The following is a 21,176-nucleotide window of genomic DNA, read 5'->3' as shown; positions in this document are numbered from 1 at the left end:
AGTTAGAACGTGTTCTAGTCTAGAGGCATGTCACTGCTGTCGCCACGAGGGTTGCTCAAGCAGGTCTACCTGCCGTACGCCCCGATTCCCGACGGCCGGATGGTGACGTTGCCCGGACGCGGCACGACGTACGTCACCGACACCCCCGGCCCCACGCCCGACGCACCGGCGCTGCTGTTGCTCCACGCCCTTGGCTGCACGGGACTGCTGACCTGGTATCCCTCGATCCCGACGCTGATCAAGCGCTATCGCGTGATCACCCTCGACCAGCGGATGCACGGACAAGGCATCTGCGACCAGGGCTTCAGTCTGCGAGCCGCAGCCGATGACGCCGTCGCGCTGCTCGACGTGCTGGAGATCGACCAGGCGATCGTCGCGGGGTACTCGATGGGCTCGATCATCACCCAGCGGGTGTGGCGCCAGCATCCCTCGCGCGTACGCGGGCTGATCCTGGCCGCCAGCACCGACCGCTTCCGGCGCAGCATCACCGAGCACGCGTTCTTCGCCAGCATGTCGACCGCGATCCTCGGTGCCAAGGTCGTCTCGCGCTCCCCCGCGGCCACCGAAATGGCTCGCAACTCCGCCGAGGCGCTCGATTTGGTGGACCACGACATCCACGACTGGGCGATGCAGCAGGTGCGCAGCACCAGTCCGTACGGCATCGCGCAGGCGCTGGCGGGCCTCGGCAAGCACCACTCCGTGCCGTGGCTGCGTCAGATCGACGTCCCCACGGCCGTGGTGATCAACAACCAGGACCGGGTGATCCCCACCGGGCGGCAGTACGTCCTGGCGCGTCGGATCCCCGGAGCCACGATCCACGACCTCGACGCGGGCCACGCCTCGTGCGTGATGCAGTCCGAGCGCTTCGTTCCGGTCTTCGTCGAAGCGGTGCACAGCGTCAACGCGCGCGCGAACGCGCGGGGCGCTTCTTGACCTTCGGGGTCTTGGCAGCCAGCGTCTCCTGGAGCCGCTGAAGTTCGACCGGGAACCCGGAGACGAGGTCCTCGACGTCGGGGACCTGCTCGGCACACGCGATCGCGCCGATGTCGATCTTGTCGTTGTGCGACATCGCCGTGATGTTGAGCCCCGCGCCGTGGAAGACCGGACCAAGGGGATACATCCGCTCCACCTTCGCATCGGCGAAGAACAACGCCATCGGTGGACCCGGAACATTGCTGATCACCAGGTTGTGTACGACCGGGTGCCGCTCGGCGAGTCGCCAACCGGCGTACGCCCGCACCGCGAGCCCGAACGTGCGAGGTGCCGCGAACTGCGCCCAGTCCTGCAGCGTGTCGGCGGGGATCGACTGGTTGTGTTCCTTCGCGATCGCGTTGGCGGCCGTGATCTGCGCCAGTCGTTCCAACGGATCCGCGATGTCGGTGCCCAGCCGGGCGAAGAGCGCGGACACCTTGTTGGATCCGCCCCCGTGCGTCGAGATCTCGCGTACGGACACGGGCACGGTCGCGAGCAATGAGTGCTCGGGCAACTCCTCACGCCGCTCCAGGTAGGCACGCAACGCGCCCCCCGCGATCGTCAGCACGACATCGTTGACCGTCGAGCCGGTCGCGTTCTTGACGTCCTTGACCGCAGCCAGGGGGATCTCGGCGAGTCCGAGCACCCGATGACCGGTGATGGTGCCGTTGAACGAGGTGCGGGGAGCCGTGAACGGTGCCGCCATCGCCTTGCCTCGCCTGACTCGTCCCAGCGTGTTGCCCAGCGCGCTGACCGAAGGCAGCACCAACCGGGCGGCGCCGAGCGGGCGAGCCAGGTTGCTCACCACCGCACGGGCGAGCAGGTTGAGGTCACTGGGCTCGGCGGTGTTGGGCAACGCGGTCCCGCTCATCAGCGGCGGTGCGTCCGGCTCGAGACTGCACAGGTGCGAGATCAGGTTCGCGCCGCTCACCCCGTCGACGGTCGCATGGTGCATCTTGGTCAGTACGGCGATCCGGCCACCTTCGAGGCCCTCGATGATCGCCATCTCCCACAGCGGCCGACCACGGTCGAGGGGCAGTCCGGCGAGGTGGCTGGCGAGTTCGATCAACTCGCTCTCGCCGCCGGGCGCCGGGAGCGCCATCCGGTGCACGTGGCGCTTGATCGAGAAGTCGGTGTCGGTCACCCACACCGGGTGGTCGAGGTCGAACGGCACATGGCGCAACTTGCGGGTGAAGGTGGGGACGCTGCTCATCCGTTGTGCGATCAGTCGCCGCATCCGCTCGAAGTCGTACCCACCCGGGACGGTGCCGGGGTCCAGCACCAGCAGCCCGCACACGTGCATCAACTGCTGTGGCGTCTCCAGATAGAGGAAACTCGCATCCAGCCCGCTCAGTCGCTCTACGCCTGCGGATCCCAAGTCGTTCATGACCATGACAACGAATGAAACACGTTCTAGTTTCACTTGTCTCTGGTTAGGCTGAAGTTGTGGGATATCTGCGTCGTTCTCTGGTCATCTCGGCTCTGGTCGGCAATGCATTGCGACCGTCTCGTGGTCCCCGCTCGGGGGTCCCGTCGTTCTTCGCCGGCTGGCTGACCGACGAACTCGCGCCGCACCTGCTGGGTCTGATCGCCGTGGATACCGGCCTGAGTGTCGTACGCGGCCGCGTGGGCCGGTTGGGCCTCCTGGCTGCGGGTGCGAGCGCGGCTGGGTTGGCGTACAAGATGAAGCAGAGCCAGCGCAGCCAACAGGTCGCCGAGGACGCGTTGGTGGAGGGCCTGGGAGCGTACGTCGAGCGGCTCGACGCAGCGCCCACGCCCGCGGAACTCGCCACTCCGTGGCGTCAGGTCGCACGACCCTTCCGCTTCCCCGAGCCGGGCGTACGCGTGGAGCGTGACGTGGTCTTCACCGACTACGGCAAGCGCGGGCACCTCGACATCCTGCGTCCCGACATCGACGACTTGGCCGGCGCTCCGGTGTTGTTGCAGGTGCACGGCGGCGCCTGGACGGTGGGGCGCAAGGATCAGCAGGGTCAGCCGTTGATGTACCGGATGGCGCGCAAGGGCTGGATCTGCGTCGCGATCAACTACCGGCTCGCGCCACGCGACTACTTCCCCGCCCAGATCCTCGACGTGAAGGCGGCGCTGGCGTGGATCAAGGAGCACATCGCCGACTACGGCGGCGACCCGTCGTACGTCGCCATCACCGGCGGCTCGGCGGGCGGTCACCTCGCAGCCTTGGCGGCGTTGACTCCCAACGCCCCGGAGTGGCAGCCCGGCTTCGAGGACGTCGACACGAGTGTGCAGGCGGCGGTGCCGTTCTACGGCGTGTACGACTTCGCGGGCTCGACGGGGCTGCGCAGCGCCGAACTGATGCGCGACGGGTTCCTGGCCCCGCGGGTACTGAAGCGGAAATTCGCCGACGACCCCGCGGCCTTCGAGGCCGCTTCACCGATCCTGCGGATCACCGACCAGGCGCCGGACTTCTTCGTGCTGCACGGCGCCAACGACACCCTGGTCGACGTCGGTCAGGCCCGGCTGTTCGTGGATCGATTGCGCCAGGTGTCACGCAACAAGGTGGCGTACGCCGAGTTCCCCGGCGCCCAGCACGCCTTCGACATCTTCCACTCGATCCGCGGCGCCCACTCCATCCGCGCGGTGGACAGGTTCCTGACCTGGTCGTGGAACACCCACCGATCCGCCGACCGGGCACAAGTGCACGCGTAAATCCCGCTCAGCGGGCACAGGTGCACGCGTAAATCCCGCCGACCGGGCACAAGTGGGTCAGTCAGGAAGCTCTTGCATTAGCGCCTCGTACTTGGTCAGCAACTGCTGCTGTCGGGCGTCGGTGAGCACCGGGCCGTCCTTGATCACCGCGCCCCGCGCCCAGACCGCGTTGAAGAGGCCGCGAAGCCGTTCCACGGCATCGCGGTCATAAATCTGCAAGGCCCCGTTAATCACCGAACTCGCAGACTCCGGGTCGTGGAACAACATGAAAGCGACCTCGTGGTCGACGATGACAAGCTCATAATCAGTCTCGAGTTCAGTCGTACGCAACGCGAAACCGCGGTCCCCCGCATGCTCGTGCAAGAGCTTGCACATCAACTCGGCCTTGTCGGCGGTCGAGACGCTCATGATTCGCCGATAGTTGTTGATGGGCTTGCAGTTCTGGCCTTTGATCCGACGGATCGTCGTGTTGAAGTACTCATGGTCCAGCGCCATCGTGGACCGAGTCACCCGGGTTGCCCAGATGCTGTCCTTCGCACCTGCGATGGCGAGCGTCATGGTGTCGTAGACGTCGTCGAAACCCTCGATAAATCTCGAAACCGGCCGCATTCGGAAGGCCGCTCGGAAGAGCAGCACGTTGAAGGCAGTAAGCGAGAAGAACACCAGGATCAGCACGAAGGCGACAGCCGAGGGATAGCCGGACTGGCCGAGGAACTGCATGACGGTGGCGACGATGCCTGCTACCAGTCCGCCAGTGGAGATCGAGGTCCACAGGGTCGACAGGATTTCCTTAGTGTCGTGGGCCGCGGAGCCCTCTCCCAATCGCATAATCCAGGCTTAGTCCATGTTGCCCGCGTTTGTAGCGGAATCGGCGTACCGCGGGTGTGATCTGCGCATTTGCGACAGGTCGAGGCACCTTCGCGAAGCAGACGCGACAGGTCGAGGCACCTTCGCGGAGCAGACGCGACAGGTCGAGGCACCTTCGCGGAGCAGACGCGACAGGTCAGCGGGGCAGGCCGAGAATCCGCTCGGCGGCCACGTTGCGCAGGATCTGTGTCGTCCCGCCCGCGATGGACAGGCACCGCGTCAACAGCATCTCGTGCACGGCCGAGTCGACGTCGGGTCCGCCGGTCGCCAAGGCATCGCCCAGGAGGCTGACCACGAGTTCCGACGAATCCTGACGCGACTTCACCCCGAGCAACTTCGCCACCGACGACTCCGCGCCAGGTCCTTGTCCGGCCAGCGACCGCAGGGTCGTACGCACACCCAACTGCGCGCAGACCGTCGCCAAGGCCACGGACCGGCCGACCGCTTCCAGGTCTCCGTCCTGGCTCACCAACGCCACGGCCTGCTCGGCTGACTTGTCGAGTCGAGCGGACCCCATCGCGACGCGCTCATTGGCCAGCGTCGTACGGGTCAGGCGCCAGCCGTCGCCCAACTCCCCCACGACCATGTCGTCCGGCACGAACACTCCGTCGAGGAAGACCTCGTTGAAGAGGGCGTCGCCGGTCATCTCACGCAGCGGGCGGATGTCGATGCCGTCGGACGCCATGTCCACGAGGAAGTACGAGATCCCCTTGTGCTTGGGCGCCTCCGGATCGGTGCGCGCCAGGCAGATCCCGAAGTGCGCGCGCCCCGCGTGCGAAGTCCACACCTTCTGACCCGTGAGGCGCCAGCCTCCGTCGACACGTTCGGCCTTCGTACGCAGTGCCGCCAGGTCCGAACCGGCGCCGGGTTCACTGAAGAGCTGGCACCACTCGATCTCGCCGCGCAGAGTCGGGAGTACGAACCGCTCACGTTGCTCGTCCGATCCGTGCTCGACGATGGTCGGCAGCGCCCAGCCGCCGATCGTGAGGTCAGGGCGCGTGACCCCCGCTGCGGCCAACTCCTGGTCGATCACCAGTTGCGTCACGGCGTCGGCGTCCACACCGTAGGGAGCGGCCCAGTGCGGAGTCAGATAGCCGGTCGACACAAGTGCCACGCGCTGATCCGCGGCTGCGGCGATGCTTGCCACGGTGTCGCGTACGCCGGGACGGATCGACGCGTCACGTCCCTCAAGATCGACCCGCAACTGCCGACGTACGCCACCCTTCGCCAACTCGGCCACGCGAGCTGCGGCCGCACGACCACTCGGCACCAGAGCCCGAAGTGCCACCGCGCGGCGCAGGAAGAGATGCGCGTCGTGCTCGAACGTGAACCCGATGCCACCCAGGATCTGGATGCAGTCCTCGGCAACCGACACCGCGCCGTCGAGCGCGGTCACCGCAGCGACTTCGGCGGCGAAGCCCGCCTGGATCGGGTCCTCGTCCAGGGCGTTGGCCGCATCCCAGGCGGCGGCGGTGATCGCTTCGGTGGTCTCAAGCATCTGGGCACACAGGTGCTTGATCGACTGGAAGGAACCGATCGGCGCACCGAACTGTTCGCGTACCTTCGCGTACGACACCGCAGTGTCCAGACACCAGCGTGCGATCCCCGCGCACTCGGCCGCTGCCATCGCTTGGAGCGTACGCCGCACCTGCGACGCCTCGACCCCCACGAGCTCGATCGCCTCGGTCACGGCCGCGTCAACGCGAGCCGTCCCCAACCGCCGGGTCAGGTCGAGCCCCGACCCCGAAACAAAGGTGACGGCGCTGCCCGGCACACACCACCACGACGATCCCGCGGGCAGCAGCACCAGGTCCGCACCTGGCACATCCCAGGCCACGCTCAACTCACCGGTGATCCGGCCGTCGGCGATCCAGGCCGGGCTCTTCGAGTACGCCAAGCCCGCCCGCTCGCCAGCGGTCAGCCGGGCTGCCAGGTCGGGCGTCGTGCGGGCCAGCAACGACGCGAACACCGCGGGCAACAACCCACCCGGCACGAGTTCGTGCGCACACGCCTCCAGCACGATCGCCTGGTCGAGCACCGACCCGTCGCCGCCGCCGACCGAGTCGGGCAATGCGACGGCGTGCAGCCCCATCTCGGTCACAGCCCCCCACGTGGAGGCGAATTTCTCGTCCGGCTCGGACTCAGCGGCACGCGCGAGCGCACGACCCTCGAGGTCTGCGGCCCACTCGCGGATGGCCTTGCCGAGTTCGATCTGGTCGGGGGTGATGCCGAGGGGCACGGAGACCTCCGGGTAGGCGATAACTAGAACACGTTCTAGAAAACTCTACCCGACCGGGTCGCCCGCTTCCCCGCGCACCCGACGCAACACCTGCAGGGACCCGCACGACGCGTACGACTCCCAGTCGCCCGAATCCAGTGCCCGCCGCCACACCCGGAACGGCGCCTGTCCCCCGTCCTCAGGGTGCTCGAAGACGTCGTGGATCACCAGCAGGCCACCCAGGCGCACCCAACGTGCCCAGCCGACATAGTCAGCCTGCGCCGGCTCCTCGGAATGTCCACCGTCGATGAAGACCAGCGACAACGGCGTACGCCACAACGCCGACACGGTCGTCGACTGCCCGACGATCGCCACCACCACGTCCTCCAAGTCGGCGCGCGCGATCGTGCGCCGGAAGAATGGCAGCGTGTCCATCAACCCGAACTCCGGGTCGACCGTCGTGGCGTCGTGGTGCTCCCAGCCGGCCTGGTTCTCCTCCGAACCGCGGTGGTGGTCGACGGTGAAGACCACACCCCCGACCGTACGAGCTGCCGCGCCGAGGATCACCGCCGACTTGCCGCAATAGGTGCCGATCTCCAGCACCGGCCCGTGCGACAGGGCCGAGCAGGCCGCCTCGAAGAGGGCGAGGCCCTCGTCCTCGGGCATGAACCCGCGCGCCGCCTCCACGTGCGGTGCCAGATCGGCCGGGAACGCGGTCAACGTACGTCCGCGCGTTCGCAGCCGCAGGCCAGACCGAGTTCGCCGAAGTCCGGCGCCAGCGTGGTGCCCCGCATGATCGTGGCGCCGGGGGTCGACAGTGACAGCGCGTCCGCGGCCAAGATCATCGCCGCGGCCGTATAGGTCGTCTGTTCCACGGGCCAATTCACGCCTTCTGGATGCACCGAACCGGTCCAGTACGAGCCGTTCTCGTGGCGCAGGTGCTGCATGTCGGCAAACAACTGCAACGCCCGCTCACGGTCACCGATCGCGTCGAGCGACATCACCAGCTCACACGTCTCCGCACCGGTCACCCACGCGTTGGGCAGGATGCAGCGCGCTCCCAGCCCAGGCATCACGAACTCGTCCCAACGCGACTCCAGCAACCGCTGCGCCGCCTGGCCACGGACCGCGCCTCCCAGGACCGGGTAGTACCAGTCCATCGAGAACTCGGACTTGTCCAAGAAGCGGTCCCGGTGCTCACGCAGCGCGTGACCCAGCCGGCCACCGGCCAGCTCCCATTCCGGTTGCGGCTCACCGAGCAGTTCGGCGATCGCCACTGCGGCGCGCAGCGACTGATAGATCGAAGACGAACCCGCGAGCAGGCACTCCTCGTTGCGCTTGGCGGGCTGCCCGTCAACCTCAACTGAGGTCCATTCCTGCGACCAGCGGATGCCGCCCCACGGCTGCTGCATCGACACGACCCAGTCGAGACCGGCGCGTACGGCCGGCCACATCCGGCGTACGAAAGCCTCGTCGTGCCGGATCAGCCAGTGGTGCCAGACGCCGACGGCCAGATACGCGGTCATGTTGGTCTCGCCCGAGGCGTCCTCCAGGACCCCGTCCACGATCTTCAGCGGCATCGAGCCGTCATGACGTTGCTGGGTGAGCGCCCAGTCGTACGCCTTCTCGGCCTCGGCGACGCGCCCCGCGACCAGCAGCGCCATCGCGCCCTCGACGTGGTTCCACAGGTCGGTGTGCTCCCCGGTCGTCCACGGAATCGCGCCCGAGGCCTCCTGCATCGCGACGATGGAGTCCGCGGTCTGCGCGATCTGGTGGGTGGTGATGATCCGCTCGACCGCGGGAGTGTCAGGCCGCACCGGCGGCGTCCTTGAGCTCGGGCTTGGTGAAGTAGAGCACCATCGACTTGCCGATGACCGGGTCAAGCACCTTGCCGGCGTACTGCAGGGTCTTGGGCGCCTTCATGATCTCCCAGACCAGGAGTTTGTGGTACGCCTTGGCGAGCGGGTGGTCTTCGTTGTTGACGCCGACGGCGCACTTGATCCACCAATACGGCGTGTGCAGCCCGTGGGCGTACGACTTGCCCTCGAAGACCATCGCGTCACCGGGAGTGCCGTCGTTGAAACGGCCCGCCTTGGTGACCTTGTCGATGAGCTCCTCGGAGGTGTAGATCCGGATGTGCCCGCCTTCGGCGTTGTGATAATCGTCGGAGAGTTTCCAGTTGATGACCTCGGGCAGCCAGCGCGGCACGGAGATCGCCAGGGTGCCGCCGGGACGCAGCACGCGTACGAGTTCCTTGATCGCGTCGACATCCGAGTGGATGTGCTCCAGCACCTCGGCACACACGATCCGGTCGAACTCGCCATCGGCGAAGGGCAGCGCCAGCGCGTCGCCCTCCTTCACGTCGGCCTCGGCGCCCTCGGGCACCTCGCCGGCCTCCTTCATGGCGGCGAACCACTCACGTACGGTCGCGAGGTCGTCGGCGTTCTGGTCGAACGCGATCACATCGGCGCCACGCTTGTACATCTCGAATGCGTGCCGTCCTGCGCCACAGCCCAGGTCGAGCACCCGGTCGCCGGGCTCCAGGCCCAAGCGGTCGAAATCGACGGTCAACATCAGCGAGTCTCTCCTTCAGTCGTGCCTGCTCGCTCGCGGCGATATTCCTCGGTGACCTCCTCCAACGTGGCGGTCACCTCCTTGGCGACCGCGCGCCAAGAGAACTTCTCCTCGACGCGTGCCCGACCGGCACGGCCGTAGGCCGCCCGTCGCTCGGGGTCGTCGAGCAATCCTTCGATCGCTGCCAGCAACGCGCTGACGTCACCAGGAGGTACCAGATCGGCACACAGGCCGTCCGGCCCGACCACCTCGGGAATCGCGCCCGCCTGGGAGGCAACCAACGGAGTGCCGGTCGCCATCATCTCGGCGGTCGGCAACGAGAACCCCTCGTACAGCGAAGGCACGACGCCGAGTTCGGCCGAACCCATGATGCGTACGAGTTCCTCCTGGCTCACGCCGTGCACGAAGCTCACGTGGTCTTTGATGCCCAGGTCCTCGACCATGCGCTCCGTACGTCCGCCGGCGACCGGCTTGGTGACCAGCACGAGTTCGAGCTCACGCTCGGTGCGCAACTTGGCGAAAGCCTCCAGCAGCGTGGCGATGCCCTTCATCGGGGCGTCGGCGCTGGCCATCGCGAGGATGCGGCCCGGCACGCGGGGCTCGGTCGGGGGTACGAACCCGTCGTCGGCACCGAGCGGGATGACTGTCATCTTCGCCGGGTCGACGCCGAAGTCGCGCGCGATGTCGCGCTTGCTCGACTCCGAGGGCGTGATGATGCGTCGCGCCTTGCGCGCGACCCGACCCTGCATCCGCAAGAAGCCGTACCACCGGTGCAACGACAGCCACTTCTTCCAGTCCTTGGCCGCGCGCGCCGACTCGAGGTCGATCTTGCGATCAAGGGTGATCGGGTGGTGCAGGACGGTGAGCAGCGGCAGGCCGATCTTCTCCACGTCGAGGATCCCGTCGGCCAGCACCTGGTTGTCGATCACGACGTCGAACTCGTCGCGACGCTTGCTCAACTCACGCAGCACGCGCTTGCCGAACGTACGCGGCTCGGGGAACCCGGCCGTGCACATCGTCACGAATTCCTCGACATCGATCAGGTCGCGAAACTCCTTGAGCTTGGGCACCCGGAACGGGTCGGGATCGCGGTAGAGGTCGAGGCTCGGCACCTTGGTGAGAGCCACGCCCTCGTCGAGTTCGGGGTAGGGCTGACCGCTGAATACGTCGACCTCGTGTCCGAGTCTGACCAGCTCGCGGCTGAGATGGCGGATGAAGATCCCCTGCCCGCCGCAATGTGGCTTGCTGCGGTAGCTCAACAGCGCGATGCGCATGAGTGGCCTCTTTCTGACACGCCGAGGCGCGCTCAACTGGAACGTGTTCCTATTATGGCGGACCGGGCGGCTAGCCTGAACGCTGGGTTTCCGCGTGCTGGATTCAACGTGACCACGCGGCAGCCTGTTCCGCGGCACAAATGTGGCGTGGCCCACAGCGCCACCGCACGAGAGAGGTTTGAGAACAGTCGATGACTAGCACCACCACGGCGACCACGGTGAACGGCACCGGCTCGGCCGCTCAGCGCGAGCGCCGCCAACGGATGCTGGAGGCCACGATCGAACTGGCCTCGCAGGGCGGGTTCGAGGCCGTGCAGATGCGCGCCGTCGCCGAACGCGCCGACGTCGCCCTCGGCACGCTCTACCGCTACTTCCCGTCCAAGATCCACCTCCTGGTGACCGCCCTAGGACGCCAGTTCGCCGCCGCCGAGGCGGCCGTACGACGTCGTGCAGTGCCGGGCGACACGCCCGCGGATCGGGTGATCTGGGTGCTCAAGCGCACCTCTCGCGGGTTGGAGGCAGACCAGCGGCTCGCCGAGGCCCTGACCAGGGCATTCATGTTCGCCGACGCCTCGGTCGAGGCGGAGATCCGTCGGGTCGGACTGCTGCTAACTCAGATGATCACGTACGCGATCAATCCCGAGACTGCGTTGGACGAAGATCCGACCGAGGATGAGATCGCTGTCGCCCGGGTCATCGGTGACGTCTGGCTGTCCTCCCTGGTCGCCTGGGTCACCGGCCGCTCGACCCCCGAGGAGACGGCCGATCACATGGATCGCGCCGTCCACCTCATCCTGCGCTGACCTGTCGCATCTGCTCCGGAAGCCCTCGACCTGTCGCATCTGCTCCGCCGGAAGCCCTCGACCTGTCGCATCTGCGCGACTTCTCGCGAGAAGGTGAGCAAACGCGACAGGTCAGCGCCATCTCGCGAAGCAAACGCGACAGGTCAGCGCCATCTCGCGACGCAGACGCGACAGGTCGACCCCAATTCGCGAAGCAAACGCGACAGGTCAACCGCCGAAGGCGTGCGTCGCGGTGACCCCACCGTCGACGGCCAACTCGGCCCCGGTGACGTAGCGCGACTCGTCGCTGGCGAGGAACACGTACGCCGGGGCGATGTCGTCGGGGTAGCCGACGCGACGCATCGGGATCTTGGTGGCGCCGTACTCCATGGCGGCGTCTCCGCCGTGCTCGCGGGTCATCCCGGTGTCGATCATGCCGGGGTGCACGCTGTTGACCCGGATGCCGCGAGCCGCGACCTCGTGCGCGACTGCCTTGGTCATGCCGCGGATGGCCCACTTGGAGCCGCAGTACGCCGAGACCGACCCCATCCCGCCCAGGCCCTCGACCGACGACGCGTTGACGATGGAGCCGCCACCGTTGCGTTTCATCGTCGGCACCACGGCCTGCATGCCCAGCCAGCAGCCGCCCTGGTTGACCCGCCAGAGCAACTGAGCCTCCTCGAACGGCATCTTGTCGACCTCGCCGAAGCGCAGGATGCCCGCGTTGTTGACCAATACGTTGACCGGACCGTACGTCTCGTTGGTCTCGGCCACCAGGTCGGCCCAGGATGCCGCGTCCGTGACGTCGTGGTGCCGAAACGACGCCGACTCCCCCAACTCGGCGGCCAGCGCCGCTCCGGCCTCGTCGGCTACGTCGGCGATGACGACCTTCGCGCCCTCGGCGACGAATGCCCGGGCGATCTCGGCTCCCTGCCCCTGCGCGCCACCGGTCACGATGGCGACCTTGCCGGCGAGCCGGCCAGTCGTACTCACGAAAATTCCTCCAGAACTGCTCAGATAGTCAGATGGTGAGGGACGCCAGCGAATCGGCGGAGAAGCCCCGCGCTGGGTCCCGGTCGGCGAAGAAGCCGCCCAGTTGTGCGTCCAGGTCGGCGGGCGACCAGACCTCGGCCGAGGTGTCGAAACGCTGCTCGACCACCGGCGGCGCCAGCAGTGCCACCATGCCGCCATAGACCACGAACACCTGGCCGGTGATCCTCGCGGCGGCCGGGGAGGCAAGGTAGGCGACCAGCGGCGCCACATGGTCGGGTGAGTACGGATCGATCGACTTGCCGGAGGTGTCCTCGCCGAAGACGTCGGCCGTCATCGCCGTGCGGGCGCGCGGAGCGATCGCATTGGCGCGTACGCCCGAACGTCCCAAGGCCCGCGCCGTCGACAGTGTCAAGGCGATGATCCCAGCCTTGGCCGCGCCGTAGTTGGCCTGTCCGGGCGGACCGAAGAGGGCTGCTTCCGACGCGGTGTTGACCACTGCGGCCTCGACCGGAGCACCAGTCTGCTTGGCACGGTCTCGCCAATAACCGGCCGCGCTGCGGGTCAGCAGGAAGTGTCCGCGCAGGTGGATCCGGGTGACGAGGTCGAACTCCTCGTCCGTCATGTTGAACAGCATCTTGTCGCGCGTAACCCCGGCGTTGTTGACCACCACATCGAGACCGCCGAGGTCGAGAGCAGCCGCCATCATGGCGTCCGCGGTGGCCCGCTCCCCGACATCTCCACACGCGGTCACCGCGGTGCCCCCGCCGGCGACGATCTCGGCGACGACGGACTCGGCCAGTTCGTTCGAGACGTCGTTGATCACCACCTGCGCGCCCTGAGCGGCCAAGGCGAGCGCTTCGGCGCGCCCGAGACCGGCTCCGGCTCCGGTCACGATCGCGACTTTGCCGTCCAGGGTCACGCGTCGTCCTCCGCCGCACCCGCAGCGTCGTCGACCAGCGAGATCGCAGAGCGCGGGCACGCGGCGACCGCCCGTCGTACGGCCGGAAGATCGGCTTCGGCGACGTCCTCGTTCAAGACGTGCAGGTAGTCGTCGTCGTCCACCTCGAAGTAGGCGGGAGCGTTGGCCTGGCACAGGGCGTTGGCCTCGCACAGGTCGAAATCGACCTTGATCTTCATGATGTTCCTCCAGTGTTGAGCATCTTCGCGTGGTCCCAGGTGGCGACCCGCTCGGGGTTGATGACGACGGCGACGCGTTTGCGCGCCTGGCGCTCGACTTCGGTCCGGCCCAGATCGCCGAGGTCCTCGAAAGTTTCTGCGTCGACCATCCGGGTGGCGACGGCCGATCCGATCTCGAAGATCCGTTGCGGGTCCGTGACGACCTCGGCGCGGCCGCGAATGCTGACGCCACGCAACTCGAAGTAGTCGTCTCCGCCCTCCACCAGAGCCGAGATGCGGTCGTCGCGTTCGAGGTTCTTGATCTTCTGCGAGCGGCCGTAGGTCCAGAACATGATCCGTCCGGCGTCGTCCACGACATAGAACAGCGTGGTCAGGTGCGGGATGCCGTCATGACCGTTGCTCGCGACCTGCACCTTGCGCTGGGAGCGCAGGAAGTCGAGGGTCTCCTGGTCGCTCATCGCGACGGCGGCGCGTCCGCTGGTCATCTCAGCCCTCGCTCGAGTGGCCGGGGAACACATGGGCGCTCGGGTCGATCACGACCGCAGCGTTGTTGACAGCGGTAGCCGCCTCGCCGAAGCCGACCGCGATCAGCCGCACCTTGCCGGGGTAGTCGGTGATGTCACCGGCAGCGAAGACGCGCGCGAGGTTCGTACGCATGGACGAGTCGACCACGATGTGCCTCTTCTCCGTCTCCAGCCCCCAGGACTGGATCGGCCCCAGATCGGCCACGAATCCCAGAGCCGCGACCACTGCCTGGGCAGGGCGTTGCACCGGCTCGGCACCGTCGACGGTGATCTCGACGGCCTCCACCTGATCGGTGCCGAGCAATCGGGTGACCTGGGCTTTGGTGACGATCTCCACGCGCGAGGCGCGCACTTTGTCGACCGTACGCTGGTGGGCGCGGAAGGCGTCTCTGCGGTGCACCAGCGTCACCGAGGACGCGATCGGTTCCAGGTGCTCGGCCCAGTCGAAGGCGCTGTCACCACCGCCCACGATCACGACGTCCTTGCCGGCGTACGGCTCGAAGGTCGGCACGAAGAACTCCATGCCGCGGCCCAGCCAGCCCTCCCCGGCAGGAAGCGGGCGCGGGCTGAACTTGCCGATGCCTGCGGTGATGATCACCGTCTTGGCCCGAATCGACGTACCGTCGTCGAGACCCACCTCGACCACGTCGCCGTCCTCGACAAGCGTCGCGGCGGTGCGCTCCAGGAAGTACGTCGCCCCGGCCGTCTCGGCCTGCGCAACGAGGCCCGCGACCAGGTCCCGTCCCTTGACATGGGGAAACCCGGCCACGTCGAGAATGGCCTTCTCGGGATACATCGCGGTGATCTGGCCGCCCAATTCGGGCAGCGAATCCACCACCGCCACGCTCAGGCCGCGGAATCCGGCGTAGTAGGCCGCGAACAGTCCCGTAGGGCCGGCGCCGATGATCAGGAGGTCGGTTTCGTGTGCGCTCACGCCGCGATCCTTCCTCCCTCTCCGGGCCAGAGCAACGATTCCCGGCTAGACACCCAAAGTTAGAACACGTTCTATTTTGAGTCTAGCCCTTCGGATGGGACTCGCCTCACACGCACAGGTCACAGGGCCGTCAGCCGCGTGACCTTCCAATCGCCCGCGCCGCGACGCAGCGTCACGACCACACGATTGAGATCCACGCGCGGACGCCGGGCCTTCGCGTCGTCGGTGGTCTGGTTGACGAAGAGCAAGGCTTTGATGTGCTCGTCGGTCGCCACGATCACCGACGAGGCGACCACGACGGCCTCCACGGAGGTCTGCCGAGACAGCGTCTTGTCCCGGATCGAGGCCATCGTGGTGTCGTACTGTTCCAGCATCTCCCCGGTCAGCACCTCGCGTGCCGACGCGAGGTTGTCGTCCAGCGTCTTGGCGTCATAACTGAGCACCTTCTCCACCGCGCCGGTCGCCGCCAGCAGCCCGGCACGGCGAGCGGCGTCCGAGGACACGACGGCACCACGCATCTCGCTGGCCGCGACACCCGCACGGTCTTCGCCGTGCGGCGTCAGAGAGGAGATCCGGGCTACTGCACGTTGATCCTCGCCCGCGAGATGATGTACGCGCAAGGTCAAGGCCCCGAGCACCAAGGCGATCAGCGCGAGCACGGCGACGGCCGTACGACTGCGGCGCCAGCCGGAGCGGCGTCCCTCGGGCTCCACAGACTCTTCGGCATCGGGAGTCGGCGTGGGCTCGTCTGACTCCACAGGCTCGTGCGGCTCACCCCCGAAGCGCAACTTCACCGTCCCCGCAACCCCGGTCGGGACCTTCGTCGAGATCTTCGTCATCGCGATCAGCCCACGAAATCCACGCCGGCGGCGAGCCAGTGCCCGTCGACCTTCTGCATCGTCAGTTGCAACCGGTAGTAGCGCGGCTGCGACGTGCCCTCGGTGGCGACGTTGCGTACGGCGGAGTTCGCCGCGACGAAGACCTGTGCGGAGTCACCATCAACCTCGCCGACGCCGAGCGCCTCGACCTTGCCCTCGGAGATCGACTTGTTCCGCGTCACCTGTTCGACGATCTGCTCGGCATTGCTGTCGTACTGATCCTTGAACTCACCGGTGGCCAGTTTGCGCACGGCATCGAGTCTCGGCTCCATGTCGCGGTAGTCCACGGCCAGGAATGCTTCGGTGACCTTCGCGGCCGCCTGCGAGATCTCACGCTGCTCGGTCGACTCTGCGTTGACGTCGACCGCACCGAAATCGGTCACCGCCCGTCGCAGCAGGTCGCCAGCGGTGCTGGTGCCGGACGTGGCCGCGGCTTCGACCGTGACCAACGCCAAGGCGCCTGCCAGCAGCGCGGCCATGAGTCCGAGTACGGCGGTGGCGTAGGTCCAACGGGTGCTGACGGGGGTCTGTGCCCTCGACTCGTGGGGTGTTGGCGATTCGTTCATCGGCCCTCCTCCGGGAACGCCCCCGACACCGGTCCTACCAACATCCATTGCCAGGATTCGGTGCCGAAGAGGCTGGTTAGTTCGCCTGCCTTACCAACGCCCACGTCCGGGGTTCGGTTACGGCCCGACTTGCCGTCGAGCACCCGACCGGTCGCCGGGTCGTACGGCGCCACCCGAGCCGGACTTTCGGCGAAGGACGGCGCGTATTTCGTGCCGCGCATGTTCAACGGCGGCCCGGAGTTGCATTTCGCCGCGAACGCGTCGGAGTCCGTCAGGTCGTTGGGGCGTCGCCACTGGCTCGCGGGCAGGTATCCGTCACGGCAGGCGGGTGACTGGTCGAACTGCAGTCCCACGTGGCCGTACCCGTCACCCGGCGTGCCCACGAAGCCCGACGACACCAGGACCGGGAAGGTGACGAGCAGTTGCTCGACGGCGGGCAGGCGTACGGTCACGATCTGGTTCAGCGTGACCAGATCGCCCAAGAACACCGGCAAGGTGGGTTCGAGCCCGGTAAGCAACTTCTCGACCTCGCGAGCCGAGGACGATCCGCCTTCGAGGATCGTGCGCAGCTGGGGGTCGCGTCGTTCCAACGTGCCGGTGAGGGCGGCGAGGTCGCGAGCGAAGGTGCGGATGTTCGCGGCGTTGCGTTTCTGCGTACGCAGCACGGTCTGGCCGTTGTCGAGCAGGCGGTACATGGCCTCCTCGTGGTCTATCGCCGTGCGCAACACTCCGTCTGCGGAATCCACGAGTCGTGAGAGCGGACGAGAGGTGCCGCGAAACATGGTGCCTGCCTCGCGTACGACCGTGCGCAGGCTCGCCTTGTCGACCGAGTTGACGAACTCGTCGAGATCCACCAAAAGCTCGGCTTCATCGACGGGCAGGCTCGCCTGAGAGCCGTGCAGTGTCTGGCCTGCCTTGAGGTACGGCGGCTCGGCACTGTGCGGCTCGATGTCGAGGTACTGCTCCCCCACCGCAGAGAGGTTGTGCACGAAGATCTCGGAGTCGCGCGGGACCTTGGTGCCTTCTGCCAGGTCCAGCCGCGCGCGCAGGCCGTCCTTGCGGACCGTCATCGCGCCGACCTTGCCGACCTTGACCCCGCGGTAGGTGACCTCGCTGCCGACGAAGAGGCCGCCGGATGTGGGCAGCGTGGCGTAGACAGCCAGCCCGCGGCCGAGCAACTTGTCGATCAGGCCTAGATATGCCGAACTGACGTAGACCACGCCGACGGCGGCGAGCACGGCGAAGGCGATCAGCCGGATGCGTACGCCCCGGGTCATCGCGTCGGCTCCTGACCCAAGCCGGCGGCCAGCAGCCCGCCGTCGCGAGAGGACTGCAGATGATCGGCGAGGCCGTCATATCCGGCCGCCGAGCCGTAGCGCCGCAACGGCCGGGACGGCGCACCACCATCGCCCGGCTGCCGCAGCAGCGTGGGCAGTGCCGTCGGCAATCCAGAAGGCAAACCAGAGGGAAGCGATGTCGGCAGACTCGGCAGTGTGGTCGGCAGCGAAGGCAGGATCGTGGGCAGCGAGAGGGTGGGTGTGGGCAGCGTGGGAATCAGCGTCGGCAGCGACGGCAGGGTCACGGTGGGCAACGGCAGGGTCGGCACCGGCAGCATCGTCGAGAGGTCGACCTTGAGGGCGAACGCGGTATTGGCGTAGTCGCCCATCGCGATGTCGGCCGCCTCCTGCGGGAAGGGAAAGCTGATCAGCAGAGACAGGCCACGCGGCAGCGAGTCACCTGCCTCGTTGAGTTTGGTCAAGATCGGTTCGAGGTACGCCAGGTCGTCCACGATCGACTGCTGTGTCGCGTTGATGACGCGGGTGCCGACCCGGCCGAGTTTGTCGAGCTCACCGAGCATCCTCATCAGTTGCCGGTGCTGCTTGTTGAGCACTTTGAGCGCGGGGCCGGTCGCGTCGAGGGCTGCCTGGATGGTGCGCTTCTCCTTGTTCAGCGATCTGGTGAGGGAGTTGATCGCCTCCATCGCCGCGATGATGTCGTCCTTCTGGCCATCGAGCGTGCCGACGAGGGTGTCCAGCTCGCCGAGCAGATGACGCAGCCGGTCGGTCCGCCCGGTCATCACCTTGTTGAGCTCGGTCGAGATCGTCTTGATCTGACCGAGTCCCCCTCCGCTGAGCAGGAACGAAAGCGCACCCAGGACCTCCTCGACCTCCGGGTTGCGACCCGTGGCAGAGAGCGGCAGTGCGTCACCTTCGCCCAACCGTCCGGTCGCTCCGGCTGCTGGTGCCGAGAGGTCGACGTACTTCTCCCCGAGCAACGACGTCTGACGAATCGCGGCAACGGTGTTGTCCGGCAGGCGTACGTCCTTGCGCACCACCATCGTGACCTTGGCGTGCCACCCCACCCGTTCCACCTCGGTCACCTCACCGACCGTGACGTCGCTGACCTGCACGGGAGAGCGCGGCACCACGTTGAGTACGTCTCGGAAATCGGCGGTGATCTCGAAGGTGTCGTCGTGGTCGACCGGACTGCCGGGCAGCGGCAGGTCGTACGCGCCGTCGAAGTCGCAGGCACTCAGGCCCAACGTCATCGCCACAGCAGCGAGGGACGCGGTCAGACGTCGCAGCACGGTCATGGGGTGCCTCCCAAGAGTTGGGTGAGGTCCTGGGCAGGTCGCTGCGAGCCGGGCATCGTGCCGTCCGGGAGAGGAGGCCCACCGCCGTCCTGCGGCAGGTCGAGGCCGAGCGGTTCGAGGGTGTCCTCGAAGATCTTGCAGGCGAGGTCGGCGGCCGGGATGCCGGCATTCTGCACGATCGCGCACAGCAGTTGGTCGGCGTCGGCGATGTTGGGGCCGAGCTGGACACGAGAACCCATCGAACCCGACTTGGGGTCGAAGCCGATCGCGAGGTTGTTGGCGCCCAGCGGCCCCTTCTCCAGGGTCGTGGCGAGCGAGTCCTTGTTCTTGACCAGCACGTCGAGGACGTCGGTCAGGTCGCGGATCTCGGCGGTGATGTCCCCGCGGTGCTCCTTGACGAACCCGCGTACTGCTCCCAGCGCGCGGGCAAGTGCTCGCAGCACTGCGTCGAGGTTCTTTCGTTCCCCGGCGAGCAGGCCGGCCGCCCCGGAGAGTTCCTTGAGGAAGTCGTCGACCACCCGGTCGTTCTTGGCCAGGGTGCTGGTGACGGCGTCGAGGTTCTCCACGGTCTGGAAGAGATCGCCGCTGTGCTGGTCGAACACCTCCGCGGCGTCGGCCATGTCGAGGATCATCTGGTTGGCGGTCTTGCCGTTGCCGTCGAGCGTACGAGCTCCCGCCCTCAGCACCGCGTTGAGCGAGCCGTCCTTGTTGGCGCCGTTGGGGCCGAGCGCGCTCGAAACGTCTTGGAGGCTGGCATAGATCCGGTCGAGTTCGATCGGGGTACCCGTCGCCTCCAGCGGGATCTCGGCACCGTCGGCCATCAGGTCGTCGCCCTTGGCGAAGACGGGGGCGAGTTGGATGAACCGGTCGGCAACGAGCGTCGGCGTGATGATGACGGCCTTCGCGTCGTCAGGCACCCGATACTCGTCGTCGTACTCCATCACCACACGCACCGAGCGCCCCTCGGGGATTACGGCGGTCACCTTGCCGACGTTGACCCCCAGGATCCGCACCTCGCTGCCTTCATAGATGCTGACGGCTCGCGAGAAGTGCGCGGTGACCGTACGCGTGCCCGACTCGCGACCCAGCGACAACAGCGTCACCGCAACGAGCGCGAGGACGAGCGCAAGCGCGGCGTACTTCTTCGACCTCAGTGAGTCGAGAAACCCGGTCAGTTTCGGGGCCAATTTCGAGTCCGTCATCAGCGCCTCCCCGGGACGAATTCACCGGTGCCGATGCCACCGAGGTTGGGCACGTAGCCGTCGAACCAGGGGCCGGTGCCGATGATGTTGATCAGGATGTCGACGTACGGGCCCATCGCTGCCGCAGTGGCATCGATGTTGTCGCGCTGGTCCTTGAGCAGCTTGGTGACATCGCGCAGGTCCTTCAACGCCGGACCGAGGCCCCGCTTGTTGTCGGCCACCAGTCCGGTCAACTGCGTCGCGAGCTGGCGGGTGTTGACCAGGAGCAGGTGGATGTCGTCGCGACGACGCTGCAACTCGGCGAAGATCCTGCGGCTGCGTTTCATCAACGACACCAGATCCCCGCGCCGTTCGGCCAACAGGTCCGTCACGGCCCGCGCCTCGGTCAGCAACTCCCCCAACTTCTGGTCGCGGCTGGCAATGGTGCGCGAGAGCCGGGACAAGCCGGTCAGGCTGTTCTTGATCTCCGGGCCGGCAGCATTGAGCGTGTCGGCGACCGTGGAGAGAGCCTGACCGAGCCGATCAGAGTCGATCCCCTCGGTCGTGTGGGTGAGGTCGCCCAGCACCGAGACGATGTCATAGCCGGCTTGGGTGTTGGCCAGCTCGATGGTGCCGCCGGCGGCCATCGGCGCACCCTCGGGTGTGATGTCGAGGAACTTCTCGCCCAGGAGGTTCAATACCTCGACCGACGCTTCGGAATCCTGACCGATCTTGACTCCGGGATCGAGTTCGAAGTCGACGACGACCCGGTCCTGCTGCAGGTTGAGCTTGGAGATGCGACCGACCCGGATGCCGGAGATCTGCACCATCTGGCCTTTGCGCAGACCCGAGGCGTCCGCGAACTCCGCATGGAACTCGCTGCCGCGGAATCCGGGGAACTTCTGCAGGTTGAAGGACGCGATCATCAACACCGCGAGCAACGACAAGGTGATCACACCGAGGCGAAACACCGAGGAATCACTGCGACCACGAGACAT

The 21,176-nt window shown here is 67.0% G+C and carries 21 protein-coding genes; 3 read left to right on the top strand and 18 right to left on the bottom strand.

The window, feature by feature from the left end; all coding sequences use genetic code 11:
* The first annotated feature begins 27 nt into the window (after window positions 1-27).
* Window positions 28-933: an alpha/beta hydrolase gene (locus tag V9G04_06625; protein ID MEI2712967.1), complete on the top strand. Its 906-nt coding sequence runs from the start codon at window positions 28-30 to the stop codon at window positions 931-933.
* On the opposite strand, the gene V9G04_06620 is transcribed toward V9G04_06625, so the two are convergent.
* A complete protein-coding gene (locus tag V9G04_06620) occupies window positions 899-2,365 on the bottom strand; it encodes a wax ester/triacylglycerol synthase family O-acyltransferase (protein ID MEI2712966.1) in 1,467 nt (488 codons plus the stop codon). The two genes, V9G04_06625 and V9G04_06620, sit on opposite strands and share 35 nt — an antisense overlap.
* Before the next feature lie 53 nt (window positions 2,366-2,418).
* Here V9G04_06620 and V9G04_06615 point away from each other — a divergent pair, with 53 nt between their 5' ends.
* Window positions 2,419-3,657 carry an alpha/beta hydrolase gene (locus V9G04_06615; protein MEI2712965.1) on the top strand — a complete coding sequence of 413 codons (1,239 nt, stop codon included), beginning with the start codon at window positions 2,419-2,421 and terminating at the stop codon, window positions 3,655-3,657.
* Window positions 3,658-3,714: 57 nt separating this feature from the next.
* Here V9G04_06615 and V9G04_06610 read toward each other — a convergent pair whose 3' ends face one another.
* From V9G04_06610 to V9G04_06585, 6 genes are all read right to left on the bottom strand, one after another.
* Entirely contained in the window at window positions 3,715-4,485 is a 771-nt protein-coding gene (locus tag V9G04_06610; GenBank protein ID MEI2712964.1) for a hypothetical protein, read from the bottom strand.
* A gap of 175 nt (window positions 4,486-4,660) precedes the next feature.
* Complete coding sequence (locus V9G04_06605; GenBank protein ID MEI2712963.1) at window positions 4,661-6,763, bottom strand: acyl-CoA dehydrogenase; 2,103 nt, start codon at window positions 6,761-6,763, stop codon at window positions 4,661-4,663.
* A 45-nt stretch (window positions 6,764-6,808) separates the two neighbouring features.
* A complete protein-coding gene (locus V9G04_06600) occupies window positions 6,809-7,462 on the bottom strand; it encodes a class I SAM-dependent methyltransferase (protein ID MEI2712962.1) in 654 nt (217 codons plus the stop codon).
* Window positions 7,459-8,559 (bottom strand): prenyltransferase, encoded by a 1,101-nt coding sequence (locus V9G04_06595; GenBank protein ID MEI2712961.1) that lies wholly within the window; start codon window positions 8,557-8,559, stop codon window positions 7,459-7,461. The genes V9G04_06600 and V9G04_06595 overlap by 4 nt, the downstream gene beginning before the upstream one ends.
* Window positions 8,549-9,316 (bottom strand): methyltransferase domain-containing protein, encoded by a 768-nt coding sequence (locus V9G04_06590; GenBank protein MEI2712960.1) that lies wholly within the window; start codon window positions 9,314-9,316, stop codon window positions 8,549-8,551. Before V9G04_06590 ends, V9G04_06595 begins: the two co-directional genes overlap by 11 nt.
* Complete coding sequence (locus V9G04_06585) at window positions 9,316-10,590, bottom strand: glycosyltransferase family 4 protein (GenBank protein MEI2712959.1); 1,275 nt, start codon at window positions 10,588-10,590, stop codon at window positions 9,316-9,318. Before V9G04_06585 ends, V9G04_06590 begins: the two co-directional genes overlap by 1 nt.
* Before the next feature lie 191 nt (window positions 10,591-10,781).
* Between V9G04_06585 and V9G04_06580 the strand changes: the two genes are divergently transcribed.
* Complete coding sequence (locus tag V9G04_06580; GenBank protein MEI2712958.1) at window positions 10,782-11,393, top strand: TetR family transcriptional regulator; 612 nt, start codon at window positions 10,782-10,784, stop codon at window positions 11,391-11,393.
* 207 nt (window positions 11,394-11,600) lie between these two features.
* Here V9G04_06580 and V9G04_06575 read toward each other — a convergent pair whose 3' ends face one another.
* The 11 genes from V9G04_06575 to V9G04_06525 form a co-directional block, all read right to left on the bottom strand.
* Window positions 11,601-12,365 carry a glucose 1-dehydrogenase gene (locus V9G04_06575; protein MEI2712957.1) on the bottom strand — a complete coding sequence of 255 codons (765 nt, stop codon included), beginning with the start codon at window positions 12,363-12,365 and terminating at the stop codon, window positions 11,601-11,603.
* A gap of 28 nt (window positions 12,366-12,393) precedes the next feature.
* On the bottom strand, window positions 12,394-13,284 hold the full coding sequence (locus V9G04_06570; protein MEI2712956.1) for a 3-oxoacyl-ACP reductase: 891 nt from the start codon (window positions 13,282-13,284) through the stop codon (window positions 12,394-12,396).
* Window positions 13,281-13,502, bottom strand: a complete 222-nt coding sequence (locus V9G04_06565) for a ferredoxin (GenBank protein ID MEI2712955.1) — start codon at window positions 13,500-13,502, stop codon at window positions 13,281-13,283. The genes V9G04_06570 and V9G04_06565 overlap by 4 nt, the downstream gene beginning before the upstream one ends.
* Window positions 13,499-13,987, bottom strand: coding sequence for a pyridoxamine 5'-phosphate oxidase family protein (locus V9G04_06560; GenBank protein MEI2712954.1), 489 nt, complete (start codon window positions 13,985-13,987; stop codon window positions 13,499-13,501). Before V9G04_06560 ends, V9G04_06565 begins: the two co-directional genes overlap by 4 nt.
* A 1-nt stretch (window position 13,988) precedes the next feature.
* Window positions 13,989-14,960 (bottom strand): NAD(P)/FAD-dependent oxidoreductase, encoded by a 972-nt coding sequence (locus V9G04_06555; GenBank protein MEI2712953.1) that lies wholly within the window; start codon window positions 14,958-14,960, stop codon window positions 13,989-13,991.
* Window positions 14,961-15,079: 119 nt separating this feature from the next.
* On the bottom strand, window positions 15,080-15,799 hold the full coding sequence (locus V9G04_06550; protein MEI2712952.1) for a hypothetical protein: 720 nt from the start codon (window positions 15,797-15,799) through the stop codon (window positions 15,080-15,082).
* Between the two features lie 5 nt (window positions 15,800-15,804).
* On the bottom strand, window positions 15,805-16,404 hold the full coding sequence (locus V9G04_06545; protein MEI2712951.1) for a hypothetical protein: 600 nt from the start codon (window positions 16,402-16,404) through the stop codon (window positions 15,805-15,807).
* Window positions 16,401-17,681 carry an MlaD family protein gene (locus V9G04_06540; protein MEI2712950.1) on the bottom strand — a complete coding sequence of 427 codons (1,281 nt, stop codon included), beginning with the start codon at window positions 17,679-17,681 and terminating at the stop codon, window positions 16,401-16,403. Before V9G04_06540 ends, V9G04_06545 begins: the two co-directional genes overlap by 4 nt.
* The gene (locus V9G04_06535) at window positions 17,678-18,997 is read right to left on the bottom strand and encodes an MCE family protein (GenBank protein MEI2712949.1); all 1,320 of its coding nucleotides are present in this window, start codon (window positions 18,995-18,997) and stop codon (window positions 17,678-17,680) included. The genes V9G04_06540 and V9G04_06535 overlap by 4 nt, the downstream gene beginning before the upstream one ends.
* Window positions 18,994-20,199 carry an MCE family protein gene (locus V9G04_06530; GenBank protein ID MEI2712948.1) on the bottom strand — a complete coding sequence of 402 codons (1,206 nt, stop codon included), beginning with the start codon at window positions 20,197-20,199 and terminating at the stop codon, window positions 18,994-18,996. The genes V9G04_06535 and V9G04_06530 overlap by 4 nt, the downstream gene beginning before the upstream one ends.
* Window positions 20,199-21,176 (bottom strand): MCE family protein, encoded by a 978-nt coding sequence (locus tag V9G04_06525; protein MEI2712947.1) that lies wholly within the window; start codon window positions 21,174-21,176, stop codon window positions 20,199-20,201. Before V9G04_06525 ends, V9G04_06530 begins: the two co-directional genes overlap by 1 nt.

Source organism: Nocardioides sp. (genome assembly GCA_037045645.1).
Lineage (GTDB): Bacteria > Actinomycetota > Actinomycetes > Propionibacteriales > Nocardioidaceae > Nocardioides.
The sequence above is the reverse complement of the archived record's forward strand: the minus strand, read 5'-3'. Positions and strand labels throughout refer to the sequence as shown.